At 67.4% G+C, this 13,373-nt stretch carries 11 protein-coding genes; 10 read left to right on the top strand and 1 reads right to left on the bottom strand.

The genetic code is table 11. The features are described 5' to 3' along the window. The first annotated feature begins 48 nt into the window (after positions 1–48). The 3 genes from AC6RUA_RS16865 to AC6RUA_RS16855 all read left to right on the top strand — a co-directional run bounded on the left by AC6RUA_RS16865 (position 49) and on the right by AC6RUA_RS16855 (position 4,078). Positions 49–807, top strand: a complete 759-nt coding sequence (locus tag AC6RUA_RS16865; RefSeq protein ID WP_499815511.1) for a ThuA domain-containing protein — start codon at positions 49–51, stop codon at positions 805–807. Positions 808–1,031: 224 nt separating this feature from the next. Then, a complete protein-coding gene (locus AC6RUA_RS16860; RefSeq protein WP_499815510.1) occupies positions 1,032–2,828 on the top strand; it encodes a glycoside hydrolase family 97 protein in 1,797 nt (598 codons plus the stop codon). A 77-nt stretch (positions 2,829–2,905) separates the two neighbouring features. Next, the gene (locus AC6RUA_RS16855) at positions 2,906–4,078 is read left to right on the top strand and encodes a family 43 glycosylhydrolase (RefSeq protein WP_499815509.1); all 1,173 of its coding nucleotides are present in this window, start codon (positions 2,906–2,908) and stop codon (positions 4,076–4,078) included. 54 nt (positions 4,079–4,132) lie between these two features. Here AC6RUA_RS16855 and AC6RUA_RS16850 read toward each other — a convergent pair whose 3' ends face one another. Then, positions 4,133–5,185, bottom strand: a complete 1,053-nt coding sequence (locus AC6RUA_RS16850) for a Gfo/Idh/MocA family protein (RefSeq protein ID WP_499815508.1) — start codon at positions 5,183–5,185, stop codon at positions 4,133–4,135. Between the two features lie 117 nt (positions 5,186–5,302). Here AC6RUA_RS16850 and gfo6 point away from each other — a divergent pair, with 117 nt between their 5' ends. The 7 genes from gfo6 to AC6RUA_RS16815 all read left to right on the top strand — a co-directional run bounded on the left by gfo6 (position 5,303) and on the right by AC6RUA_RS16815 (position 13,370). Then, the gene (gene gfo6, locus AC6RUA_RS16845; protein ID WP_499815507.1) at positions 5,303–6,373 is read left to right on the top strand and encodes a D-xylose 1-dehydrogenase Gfo6; all 1,071 of its coding nucleotides are present in this window, start codon (positions 5,303–5,305) and stop codon (positions 6,371–6,373) included. Between the two features lie 605 nt (positions 6,374–6,978). Next, positions 6,979–7,230 carry a DUF1450 domain-containing protein gene (locus tag AC6RUA_RS16840; RefSeq protein WP_499815506.1) on the top strand — a complete coding sequence of 84 codons (252 nt, stop codon included), beginning with the start codon at positions 6,979–6,981 and terminating at the stop codon, positions 7,228–7,230. Next, positions 7,227–8,765 carry a sulfatase family protein gene (locus tag AC6RUA_RS16835; protein ID WP_499815505.1) on the top strand — a complete coding sequence of 513 codons (1,539 nt, stop codon included), beginning with the start codon at positions 7,227–7,229 and terminating at the stop codon, positions 8,763–8,765. Before AC6RUA_RS16840 ends, AC6RUA_RS16835 begins: the two co-directional genes overlap by 4 nt. An 81-nt stretch (positions 8,766–8,846) precedes the next feature. Continuing rightward, a complete protein-coding gene (locus AC6RUA_RS16830) occupies positions 8,847–9,155 on the top strand; it encodes a hypothetical protein (RefSeq protein WP_499815504.1) in 309 nt (102 codons plus the stop codon). A gap of 87 nt (positions 9,156–9,242) precedes the next feature. Continuing rightward, positions 9,243–11,135, top strand: coding sequence for an ABC transporter substrate-binding protein (locus AC6RUA_RS16825; protein ID WP_499815503.1), 1,893 nt, complete (start codon positions 9,243–9,245; stop codon positions 11,133–11,135). 137 nt (positions 11,136–11,272) lie between these two features. Continuing rightward, complete coding sequence (locus tag AC6RUA_RS16820) at positions 11,273–12,274, top strand: ABC transporter permease (RefSeq protein WP_499815502.1); 1,002 nt, start codon at positions 11,273–11,275, stop codon at positions 12,272–12,274. A gap of 7 nt (positions 12,275–12,281) precedes the next feature. Beyond that, entirely contained in the window at positions 12,282–13,370 is a 1,089-nt protein-coding gene (locus tag AC6RUA_RS16815) for an ABC transporter permease (RefSeq protein WP_499815501.1), read from the top strand. Positions 13,371–13,373 lie beyond the last annotated feature (3 nt).

Below are 13,373 nucleotides of genomic sequence, written 5' to 3'. Positions count from 1 at the left end.
GCCCCCGGATGGGACCTTTTTTCATGCGTGCGAGCGTGGTCGTCGACGATGGTCTCGGTTACAGTCTGGAACGAACACCGGAGCGAAACGAAACACGAACGCGGGCGCGAACTCTACCCCGACGGCATCCACGCCGAACTCGCGGGAGCGCTCGAGGAGCGGAGTCACGACGTCCGAACCGCGACGCTGGAGGAACCCGAACACGGACTCACCGACGACGTCCTCGACGAGACGGAGGTGCTGCTGTGGTGGGGCCACGAGGCGCACGACGAGGTGAGCGACGACGTCGTGGAGAGGGTCAAAGAGCGGGTCCTCGACGGGATGGGACTCGTCCCGCTCCACTCGGCGCACCACTCGAAACCGTTCAGGGCGCTCCTGGGGACGACCGGCTCGCTGAAGTGGCGTGACGTGCGCCTGACGCAGGGCGAGCGCGAGCGAGTGTGGGCTATCGAACCTGGACACCCCATCGTCTCGGGACTCGACTCGGAGTGCATCGAGATACCGCAGGCCGAGATGTACGGCGAGCGGTTCGACGTCCCCGCGCCGGACACCCTCGTGTTCGTGAGCTGGTTCGAGGGCGGCGAGGTGTTCCGGTCCGGCTGTTGCTGGAATCGAGGGAAGGGCCGCATCTTCTACTTCCGGCCGGGCCACGAGACGTATCCGGTGTACAAACAGGAGGACGTGCTGACCGTCCTCGACAACGCCGTCGAGTGGGCTGCGCCCACCGACGGGCCGGACCCCGAGTTCGCCGACCAGCGCGAACCGCGCGAGGAGATCGAGGAGGGCATCCCGCCCGAACTGCAGTAGCGTCGCTGCACCCGCCGGGTTCGACCCGCTTCTCGGGCACCGGACGATTTTTCACGCGATGCGCCGAACCGACGCTCGAGTCGAACCAGCATGGCTCGGACATCCCCACGCCGGGAGCGGCGCGCTCACGCGCCGCCCGGTCCCCCCGCACCGACGCATCGCACCGACCCGTCCCGACCCCCGCCCATCGCCGCCGCGGCGACGGGAACGTCCCGGGTGAGACGATGACCGACGGTAGTGACGACCACGTCGTCGAGAGCCCCGACGGGAGCGTCGTCGCCCGACTCGCACTCGGAGACGACCGCCCGACGGTCGCCGTCGAGACGGACGGGACGACCGTGGTTCGTCCGTCTCCCCTCGGGATTCACACGCTCGAAGCGTCGTACGCGACCGACCTCTCGGTCGAGTCGACGGACCGAGGCACCGTCGAGACGACGTACGAGACGCCGGTGGGTAAACGCCGCACGCACCGCTACCGGGCGAGCGAACTGACCGCGCGGCTCCATACCGCGGGTGACGACGCCCTCGATATCGACGTCCGCGTCTCGGACGACGGCGTCGCCTACCGGTACCGACTCCCCGGACGCGGGTCGGTCGTCGTGACGCGCGAGGAGAGCACGTTCCGCCCCCCGGCGGACGCCGAGGCGTGGCTCATGCCGTTCGAGAAGAAACACGAGGGCGTCTGGCGTGGGACGTCGGTCGCCGACAGCGAGGGAGCGTACGGCTACCCGGCGCTGTTCGAAGTCGACGACCGGTGGGCGCTCGTCACCGAGACGGACGTGGACGGTCGGTACGCGGCCACACAACTGGAGGTCGACGGGTCGGCGTTCCGGGTCCGGTTCCCCGACTCCGAGGTCCACCGACTGGAGACCGAGCCGGAGGAGGTGAGTTCGGAGCGGCCGCTCGCGACCCCGTGGCGGGTGGTCGTCGCGGGCGACCTCTCGACGGTCGTCGAGTCGGACCTCGTGACCGACGTGCTCGACGCGCCGGCGCGGGGCGGCGACCCGTGCCGCCTCTCCGACGCCGACTGGGTCCGGCCGGGTCGGGTCGCGTGGTCGTGGTGGTCCGGGGGGGTCGGCTCCGCGAACCTGGACACGCAGCGGGAGTACGTCGACTACGCGGCCGAACGCGGGTGGGAGTACGTCCTCGTCGACGCCGGCTGGGAGGCCGCGTGGCTCCCCGACTTGGTGTCGTATGCGGACGAACGCGGCGTCGGCGTCCTGGTCTGGTCGCGGTGGTCGGACCTCGACACGGCCGCGAAACGCGACGTCCGGCTAGACCGGTGGGCGGACTGGGGCGTCGCCGGCGTCAAGGTCGACTACATGAACTCGGACACGCAGACGATGATGGGGTTCTACGACGAGTTGGCGGAAGCGACGGCCGAACGCGAACTGCTGTTGAACGTTCACGGCTCCATCACACCGAAAGGGCTGCGCCGCCGCTGGCCTCACCTCCTCACGTACGAGGGCGTCCACGGGGCGGAGAACTACCACCCCGTCCCGAACACGATTCCGCCGGAGCACAACGTCGTCCTCCCGTACACGCGGAACGTACTCGGGCCGATGGACTACACGCCGGTCACGTTCTCGGCCGAGACCCGGACGACGACCGCCGGCCACGAACTCGCGCTCGCGGTCGTCTTCGAGTCGGGCCTCCAGCACTTCGCGGACGGCATCGAGAGCTACGCCGACCGCCCGCTGGCCGAGCAGTTCCTCGAAGCCGTCCCGGCCGTCTGGGACGAGACGCGGTTCGTCGGCGGACGGCCCGGCGACGTCGCGACCGTCGCGCGCAGACGGGGCGAGCGGTGGTTCCTCGGGAGCGTCCGGGCGGGTCCGGCCACCTCGGTCGACGTCGAGTGCGGGTTCCTCTCCGGGGGGAGGTACGACGCGACGGCGTACCTCGACGACAGCGGAGGGGAATCGCTCGTCGCCGAGGAGTTCTCGGCGACTGCGGACACGGTCCGGTCGTTCGACGTGCCCGAGAACGGCGGCGCTGCGGTCGTCTTCGACCCGCGAGTGTAACCGGGGGGGAACGCCGCGGCCACCGCCCGCGACACCGCAGCACAAGCTATTTGTCCCGACTCGTTCAGGTACGGGCGATGAATCGCCGCAAAGCCCTGCGGAGCGTCGGGAGCGCGACCCTCGGCCTGTGCCTCGCCGGATGTGGGGGGACCGGTACCCCCGCCGGCGGGGCGGGTCGTCCGTCCGGAACCCCGGAGTCGGCGTCGGCGGAGACGTCGACGACGGCCGCCACCGGGGGCGCGGCCCGGACGGCGGAGGAGACGGGGACGGGGACCGAGACCGCAACGCGGACGCCACCGCCCGGCGAGTACCTCAATCCGGTCTTCGAACCGGTGCTCGCGGACCCGACGGTGGTCCGCGCGTCCGACGGGACGTTCTACGCGTACGGGACGGAGGACGACTGGCGCGACGGCGAAGGGCCGCGGCTGGTCCCCATCGTCCGGTCGTCGAACCTCGTCGACTGGGAGTACGTCGGCGACGCGTTCCGGTCGAAACCCGACTGGAAGGAGGAGGGCGGCCTGTGGGCGCCGGACGTTACGACCATCGACGGAACGTACGTCCTCTACTACTCGTACTCCACGTGGGGCGACGAGAACCCCGGCATCGGCGTCGCGACGGCGGACTCGCCCGGAGGACCGTTCACCGACCGGGGACCGCTCCTCCGGAGCGACTCCATCGGCGTGACGAACTCCATCGACCCGATGTACTACGAGGACGACGGCGACCCCTACCTGTTCTGGGGGAGTTTTCACGGCATCTACGGCGTTCCGCTCGCCGCGGACGGCCTGTCGCACGCCGGCGCAGAAGCGACGTTCCAGGTCGCCGGTCCCGGTTTCGAGGCGCCGTACCTCGTGAAGCGGGACGGCCGGTACTACCTGTTCGTCTCGGCCGGCGCCTGCTGTGAGGGGGCCGCGAGCACGTACCGCGTTCTCGTCGGCCGGTCGGAGTCGCTGGAGGGACCGTACGTCGGCGCGAACGGCGAGAAGCTACTCGACGGGGACGCGACGCTCGTCCTCGAACGGGGGAACGGGTTCGTCGGTCCGGGCCACAGCGCGGTGGTTCGAGACGACGGCGGAACCGACTGGACGCTGTATCACGCCTACGAGGAAATGCAGGCGTACCTCGAACGGGACGGCTACCGCACCCTCCGCCGGACGCTGATGCTCGACCCGCTGACGTGGGCGGACGGCTGGCCGACGGTCGAGAACCAGCGGCCGAGCGTACACGAGGAGCGCCCGGAGACAACGTAGTCTGACCCCGTCGCCGCACGGCGGTAACGCGGCCACCGGCCGGGCCGCCGCCGGTTACCGACGCGCGGCGCGCGCCTCCTCCAGTTCGGCGGCGACGTCGACGGTCGTACCCTCCTCGACCGCCCGGTAGGCCGCCTCGGTCAGGGCAGTCACCTGGAGTCCGACTTCGCCGGGGACCTGCAGTTCCGCCTCCCCGCGAACCGCGTCGACGAAGTTCGAGAGTTTGGCAGTGAACACCGTCTCGAAGTCGGTCCCCTCCGACACCTCGGCCACGTACGCGTCCCTGTTCGTGCCCTCCTTCTCGACGACGGTGACCCGACCCTCGTCGTACTCGACTCGTCCCTCGGTCCCCCAGACGACGAGACCCTCGGACGTGCCCGGCGACTCAGGCCCGTCTCCCGTGACGCCGACGCTGGCGAGTAGCGTCCCGTCGTCCCGTTCGAGTCGCGCCGAGAGCGCCGCGTTCACGTCGACGTCGTGGTCGCGGTACTCCATCAGCGCCGCGACCTCCACCGGACGGGAGTCGGTCACCCAGAGGAGTGCGTCGAGCAGGTGCGAGCCGGAGTCGTACAGTTGCCCGCCCCCCGAGAGCGACGGTCGAACACGCCACGCGCCGTCCGTCGACTGGGGGGCGATCCAGTCCTGGCCGAGGTGACAACTCGCCATGTGGACGTCACCGATGCGGCCGCTGTCTACGACACGCTTGAGTTCGCGATAGCCGGCGTGGAAGTGGCGCTGGTAGCCGACCTGGAGCAGGAGCCCGCGCTCCTCGGCCGTCTCGACCACGTCGACGGCGTTCTCCAGACCCGTGACCATCGGTTTCTCGACGAACACGTGGAGTCCGTGGTCGAAACACGCCATCATCTGCTCGTAGTGGAGGGTGTGGGGTGTGATGATGACGGCCGCGTCCGCGTCGTCACCGTGCGCCGCGAGGAGGTCGTCGGCCGACTCGTAAGTGGGCGTGCCCATCTCGTCCTCGAACGTCTCGCGCGCCTCCGGTACGACGTCCGCGCCCCCGACGAGTTCTACACCGTCGAGTCCGACGAGATACTCGTACTCGATGCGGGCGATGCCTCCCAGACCGATGCCGACGACTCGAATCGTCACGGTCCCGGATAGGAACACCGTGTAATAAAGCTACGGAACGCTCGACCGGCGCACCCCCGGTACGCGGCCGGACGGCGAGGCCGAAGGGTTATGTCGTCGCTCCCGGAATCGCCGGTGATGACGTTCGAACAGCTACTCGACGAGTTCACTCGACGGGATTGGGAGACACCGATTGATCCGGAACCCGCCGATCCGCTCCGGTTCGCCCTCGTCGGTCTCGGGTGGTTCACGAGGGACATCGTCGTTCCGGCGATCGAGGCGACCGAGTCGTGTACGACGACCGTTCTGGTGAGCGGGTCGGCGGAGAAGGCGGAACGACTCCGCGACGACGCCGCCGCGGAACGCGCCCTCTCGTACGACCAGTTCCACGAGGGGGTCGGAGCCGACGCGTACGACGCCGTGTACGTCTGCACGCCGAACGCGCTCCACCTGGAGTACGCGGAGACGGCGGCCGAACTCGACAAGCACGTTCTGTGCGAAAAGCCGATGGAGGCGAGCAGCGAGCGTGCAGAGCGGATGGTCGACGCCTGTTCGGACGTCACGCTGATGATCGCCTACCGGATGCAGTTCGACCCGACCGTCCGGCGGGCCCGCGAGCTCCTGAACGCGGGCGCTATCGGAGAGCCGGTTCTCGTGGACGGGGCGATGTGTCAGGACATGTTCGACGTGATCGGCCCGGACCCGGACCAGTGGCGTCTCGACGCGGACCTCTCCGGTGGAGCGGCGCTCATCGACCTGGGAATCTACCCGCTCAACACCGCCCGGTTCGTCCTCGGCGAGGAACCGGTCCGCGTTCGGGGGGAGACCGTCAGCACGCACGATGCGTTCGACGAGGTGGACGAACGCGTGAGCTTCTCGGCGACGTTCGAGTCGGGGGTCGTCGCCTCCTGTTTCGCCAGCCAGCGTGCCCGGACGCGCAGCCACTTCACCGTCACCGGGACGGAGGGACGCCTGACGCTCGACCCGGCGTTCATGGGGGAGTCGGCTCTCGAAATCGAGTCCGACGCCCTGCAGTCACGGTTCGACCCGCAGGAGGTGGACGAAGTCGCGGAGGAGTTCGCGTACTTCGCTCAGTGCGTCGAGACGGGCGAAGAACCGACCGCCGACGGCGTCCACGGACTGCGCGACATGCGTCTGGTCGAAGCCATCTATAACTCCGCCGAGGACGAGGCTGCGCAAGACGTGTGAGTTCACCCAGCCCGCTGCGGGGTCGTTCAGCTCTGCTGAACGGACGTGTTGACAGCCCGAACCGACCGCATCCCCCTACCGGGCGAGCGGCTCGAATCGGTGGTGAAGCCGTCGAGTCGGTGGATTCGTTCCCCAGGACGCCGGTGAGAGAGAGAGGATGGGATTACACAGATACCGTTGTAAAGTGATTGGCGAGATAGTGCCGCTGTGGCGATAGATGATGGTTCTACCGTTCGGTCGTTCCGAACGGAAGGTGACGAGACGGTCGATTCGCAGACGTTCGCACATCCGGTTTTCGAGCCTCTCGGCCGCGTTCGTTTGTCGAGAAGTCTGCTAGTCGGCTTCCTCCTGTCTGAACGGTTCGGTCGTCCGTCCCTGTAGATTCCGGGTGGTTTTCCGCGACTAAAATCCGAGAGTACTAGGACTCGACCAGCGCCGGGAAGCACTGAAGCGGACGCGGGGGTCGAGGCCGAATCTCCGTCCGAGACGTCCGAGGCCGTCTCCCGCGGGTACACTGCGCGTCCGGGCTACCGCCCGCTGGGTCGGCGTGGGAAGTGACCCCGTCGCCTCGTTCCCCGGTCCGTGGACGGCGCCGAGGTAGATTCATGGGGGAGGAACGTGAGGGGGACCACGTGACCCGATACGTCGAGTTCTGCCGAACGAACGTCGACGAGGCGGCGCGTGCACGCCTCGACGCCCTCGACGCGACGACCGTCGAGAAGTGTTGCCTGCGGCGGTGCGGCGTCTGCTACGAGGGGCCGTTCCTCGTCGTCGACGGCGACCCGCGGCGGGGGGAGAGCCACGAACGACTGGCCGCCGGGGTCGAACGGGAGGGGCGGGGGGCGACCGCCGAGTGAACGTCCTGTTCGTCTCCATCGACAGCCTCTGTCGCCACTTCCTCGACGCGTACGACCCGACGGTCGACCTCGACGTCGAGACGGACAACCTCGACCGGTTCGCCGAGCGGGCGGCGGTGTTCGAGCGCCACTACGCCGGGAGCCTCCCGTGTATGCCGGCCCGCCGGGAGTGGCTGACCGGCACCCAGGAGTTCCTCTGGCGCCCGTGGGGGCCCGTCGAACCGTTCGACGCGACGCTCCCGCGGACCCTCCGCGGGGAGGAGGTGATGACGGCGCTGCTCACCGACCACTACCACTACTTTCAGCACGGGAGCGACGGTTACTACCAGGACTTCAACGGGTTCGAGTTCGTCCGTGGCCACGAGTACGACGCGTGGCGGACCGCCCCGAGAGACCCCGAGGGACGCGCGCGTGACGGGTTGGGATTCGAGTCCCCCGACGACCGGTACGGGTACGGCTACCTCAACCCCGTGCAGTACCCCCGGAACGTCGCGGGGTTCGACGAGGACGACGAAGAGTCGTTCTTCGCCCCGAAACTGTTCTCGGAGACGGCCGACTGGCTCGACCGGAACCGGAAGTGGGACGACTGGTTCTGTTACGTCGACAGCTTCGACGTGCACGAACCGTTCCACGTCCCGGAGCCGTACGCCTCAATGTACACCGACGAGGACCCGACCGACTCCGACCTGACCTTCTGGCCCCCGTACGGGCGGGTCGACCGGGGGGAGAGCGAGCTCTCGGAGCGGGAACTCGACTTCGTCCGCACGCAGTTCGCCGGCAAACTGACCATGACCGACCGCTGGTTCGGGCGTGTCCTCGACGCCCTGGACGAGAACGACCTCTGGTCGGAGACGGTGGTCGTCGTCACGTCCGACCACGGGTTCTTCCTCGGCGACCACGGTTGGGTCGGCAAGCCGTACGAGGCGCCGCTGTACGACACGCTGGCGCACACGCCGCTGTTCGTCTGGCACCCAGAGATGGAGCGAACCGGCGACAGAATCGACGCGCTCACCGCCGCGGTCGACCTCAACGCGACGATACTCGACGCGTTCGGGCTCGAAGGGGAGCGCGGTCCGCACGGCCGGAGCCTCCTGCCCCTGCTATCCGACGAGTCAGAGTCGGTCCGCGACTGGGCGGTGTACGGCTACTGGGGGTCGAGCGTCAACGTCACCGACGGCCGCTACACGTACCTCCACCCCTGCGAGGACGACGTCGACGCGGAGTGTTACTCGACGCGGATGATGAACCCCCACTCGTGGTTCACACCCCCGGAACCGCAGTCCGGTGCAGAGTCGGGCGAGTTCCTCCCGTACGCCGACGTCCCACTCTGGCGGTACGAAGCGCCGTCGTACTCGCGCCACGACGACCCGCTGTTGTACGACACGGCGGACGACCCGTGGCAGGAGACCGACGTCGCGGACACTTCCGAGGAGGCCGGGCGGATGCGCGACCTCCTCCGAACGGCGCTGTCCGACCTCGACGCGCCGGAACGCCAGTACGAGCGGCTGGGTGTGACGCCGCCGAAACCGGAGTGATGATCGCCGTCAACCGCCGCGGTTCGGACGCGGCGGACGAAGGCAGATTTATCACGGTCCGTCGAGAACAACGCTCACGAAATGAATACCGCGGACGAAACGGAAGGCTCCTCGTTCGGGGACCGGTTCAGAGAGTACGTCGACAATCACCGGCTGGTGACGTACTTCCTCGCGGTGGAGGGACTGTTCGTCGTCGCCGCGTGGTACCTCGACACCTGGATGTCAATCACCCTGAGTGACGGCGGTCCAGACCTGTCGGACATCATGGCGGGCCTGTTCGGCGGGTGGGCCGTCCTCTTCGGCCTCATGGGTCTCGTCGGACTCGGGGTGTTGTTCGCCTCGCGGCTCTGGTTGCGCGTCGGGCGCCGCGACCGCGGGTCGGCCGGGTGACCGCTGCGCGGCTCCCTCGGGGACGGACCCATCGTTACCAAACGAACAGGAACATTTTTCACGCGGGTACTCCATCCTTGGGCTAGAATGGCGGACGATAGTCAGTCTCACGGACGGCTCATGGAGCGCCTGGCATCCCGACGACGGTTCATCCAGGGAGTGGGTGCGGCCGGCGTCGCGGGCCTCGCCGGGTGTCAGGGCGATACGACCGACAACACAACTGCCACCGAGGCCGAGGGCGGAGACGGCGAGACGACCGCCGGAGGCGGCGAAACCGACGCCGGTGGGACGGAAACGTCGGCGGAGGGAGACGCCGCCGGGAACCCGGTCGACCCCGAGTTGACGCTCGACTCGCTTGGCGTCCCCGCGAGCGACGTCCAGTGGAACGAGTTCAACTTCGCGAACTACAAGTGGATGGTCCAGGCGCACGTCATGGACCCGTTCGCGGTGTACGACCCGGTCAACAACGAGTTCGTCGGACTGCTCGCCGAAGACTGGACGGTCGACGTGGAGAACCAGAAACTGACCATCAACCTGAACCCGAACTACAAGTGGCACGACGGCGAGAAGGTCACTCGGCCGGTGCAGGCGAAGGACGCCGTCACCCACTTCCAGATGGAACAGTACATGGGGTGGTCCTCATCCGAGTACGCCGAGTCCATCACGGAGGTCGACGAGTCCACCGTCGAGTTCGCCCTGAAGGGTGGGTACACGAACAAGGACTTCATCCGGTTCAACCTCCTCACCAACGTGCTCTCGCACGGGCTCCCGCAGTACGAGGAGTGGGTGAGCAAGTTCGAGGACGCGGGCGGGCAGGACGCCCGGGACCAGGTCGCGAAGGACCTCGGCGGGTTCAGCATCTCGAGCGAGGAGATGTGGTCGTACGGCCCGTTCGCGGTGAAGGGCGCGTCACAGCAGGAGCTGACGTGCGTGAAGAATCCCGGACACCCGGCCGCGGACGGCATCAACTTTCCCAATCTCACGTTCCTCTACGTCGGGAGCAGCCAGAAGCTCTGGCAGTCGCTCTCGAACGGGCAACTCGACGGCCACGTTCGGATGAACGTGCCGAAGGACGTCGAGACGAACTTCCCCGACCACGTCGAGAACACCACCTACTCGAGCCTCGGCGGACTGTCGCTCGCGTTCAAGTGGAACGACGACGTCGTCGGGGACCCGCTGGTCCGGCAGGCGCTCGGGTACGTCATCGACGCGAGCGCCGCCGCGGAGAACGCGGGCGCGGAGACGCACAAGCCGGTCACGCTCAACACCGGGCTGGCTCCGGACTACAACTCGGACTACCTCGAGACCGGCCAGTACATCGAGTACGGCAAAGACCAGGAGAAAGCCACACAGATGCTTCAGGACGCCGGGTTCAGTAAGTCCGGCGGCACCTGGCAGACTCCCGACGGAGAACCGTTCGCACCGAACATCAAGACCGGAACCACCGGCGGCCCCGGACTCCTCGCCCTGCAGACCGTCACCAGTCAGCTCAAGCAGTTCGGTATCGACACCCGCCTGGAGACGATGGAGGCCACGTCGTTCCAGGAGAACATCTGGAACCAGGGCGACTTCAAGATCGCCAGCGCCCCGTGGGGTGCCGACTACCCACAGCCGTACGCGTGGTACAACAACACCTTCGTCGAGAACCGCGACAAGATGGGAATCCCGGACGAGGTGTCGCTCCCGCCGATCGGTCAGCCGGACGGGTCACAGGACGCCATCAGTATGAACCTGGACACGGCTATCAACAACCTGACCAAGCTCAGCGGAGAGGAGTTCACCCAGCAGGTGCGCGAACTCGCGTGGGCGTTCGACTACATGGTCCCGCAGTTGCAGGTCTACGAGTCGCGGACCCAGACCTGGTTCACCAACGACGACTGGAACTACCCGGCGCTCGACAGCGACATCATGCAGCGCACGTTCTACACCCCCTTCCACTACATCCTGAAGACGGGGGAGTTCACAGCGAAGACCAAGTAGGGGTCAACCCGGGGGCCGGCCGACGCCGACGGCGCGGGAGCCACCGTCGGCGTCGGTGGTCGACGGAGCGGCGTTCCGGACGATAGACGGTGAAAGACACCGCAGGGTTTACAACCTCCGACTGAGTTCGAGGTGGTATGCGTTGGCTCGCCAAGAGAATCGGACAGTCGGTCTTCACCCTCTGGGCGATCGTGACTATCTCGTTCACGCTCATTCGTTACCTGCCGGGCGGCCCCATCGACTACCTGGTCGTCCAGTTGCGCGAGCAGGGTATCCCGGAGAGCCAGATCGACAACTACGTGGAGAACTACATCAGCTTCCAGCCGGACCAGCCGCTCTGGATGCAGTACATCGACTACGTGGCGTCGGTGATGCAGGGCGACTTCGGGCAGGCGTACTTCCAGGACGGGATGGTGTTCGACATCCTCGCACAGGCGCTCCCGTGGACCATCTTCCTCGCGGCCATCGGGACGTTCGTGACGACCGTCGTCGGCATCGCGGTCGGCGGGTTCATGGCGTACACGGAGGGGAGCAAGTTCGACTCCGGCGTGACGCTGTTCTCCACCATCGTCGGCGGCATCCCGTACTACGTGCTGGCGATTGGTCTCGTCTACCTCTTCGGCTACCGCTGGCAACTCTTCCCCACCGGCGGACAGGTCGCGAGCGGCCTCCGGGCGGGGTTCAACTGGCCGTACGTCAGCAGCGTGCTCTACCACGCCGCGCTCCCCATCCTCTCGACGACGCTCGTCGGGTGGGGAGGCGCGGCGCTGTCGATGCGCGGGAACAGCATCAGCGTCCTCGGGGAGGACTACATCCGGGTCGCGCGCCTCCGCGGCCTCTCCCGGCGTCGAATCGCACTCCGGTACGTCGCGCGCAACGCGATGCTCCCGATGTACACCGGTATCCTCCTCTCTATCGCGTTCATGCTGGGAGGGTCGGTCATCCTCGAGCAGATCTTCGCGTACCCGGGCGTCGGGTTCTACCTCTTCAAGGCGACCGTCTCGCGGGACTACCCGCTGATGATGGGCGGGCTGGTGATGATCTCGACGGCGGTGGTCATCGGGGTACTCGTCGCCGACCTCACGTACAGCAAGATCGACCCGCGTGCGGCGGGCGAGGGCGAGCGGGAATCCTACTGAACGAACCATGGCATCTCAACAATCGGACGGCGAGACGGCGGACGAACTCCCCTTCAAGACGACGGCGGACACGTCGGTATCCCGCAGGGAACAGCTACGGTACGCCGTGGACCGGACGCTCGTTGCGCCGTTCCGCATCCTCTGGAGCGACTGGCGCGCCAAGGTCGGCTTCGTCATCATCGTGGCGTACCTCGTGATGGGAACCGTCGGCGTCCTCGTGAATCCGGTCCCGTTCTCCGGGATGGGTGAGCGGTACCTCCAGCCGTTCCACGACGGCTGGCTGACGTTCGGGCCGGCGACCGTGGCCGGCGTCTCGCTCCCGGTCGCGCCGCAGTTCAATCTCGTCCTCGGGACCGACGCCCTCGGACAGGGCATCTGGTCGCAGATCGTCCACGCGACGCCTCCCATGCTCAAGATGATTCTCGCGGGCGCCGTGTTCTCGACGGTCGTCGCGACCGTGCTCGGGACGCTCGCCGGGTACAAGGGCGGGCTCACCGACCGGACCATCATGACGATGTCGGACATCACGATGACCATCCCCGGACTCCCCCTCGTCATCATCATCGCCGCCGCCCTCCAGCCGGAGAACCCGTATCTCATCGGGTTGATACTGGGCATCAACAACTGGGCCGGCCTCTCGCGGTCCGTCCGCTCGCAGGTGCTCAGCGTCCGGGAGCGGAACTTCGTGGAGGCGTCCCGGGCGATGGGGCTGTCGACGCCGCGCATCCTCCTCGACGACATCATCCCCGACCTGATGTCGTACATCTCCATCCACTTCGTCACCGCGGCGCGGGGGATCATCTTCGAGTCGGTCGGGCTCTACTACCTGGGCATCCTCCCGTTCACGACGCTGAACTGGGGCGTGATGATGAACCTCGCGTACACGACGTCGGGGGCGCTCTACACCTGGGAGTCGGCCCACTGGCTGTTCATCCCGATGATAACTATCACCGTCCTCTCCGTCGGGTTGATCCTGTTCTCGCAGGGGATGGACCGCATCTTCAACCCACGGGTGCGAGCGCGACACGTGAAGGTAAACACCGGCGACGAAGACGACGAGGACGTGACCCCGATGGCGAACGTCCCGACAGAGTGAGGT

Source organism: Halorarum sp. SLYT50 (genome assembly GCF_059821265.1).
Note: the sequence above shows the minus strand (reverse complement) of the source record. Positions and strands in the feature narration are given on the sequence as shown.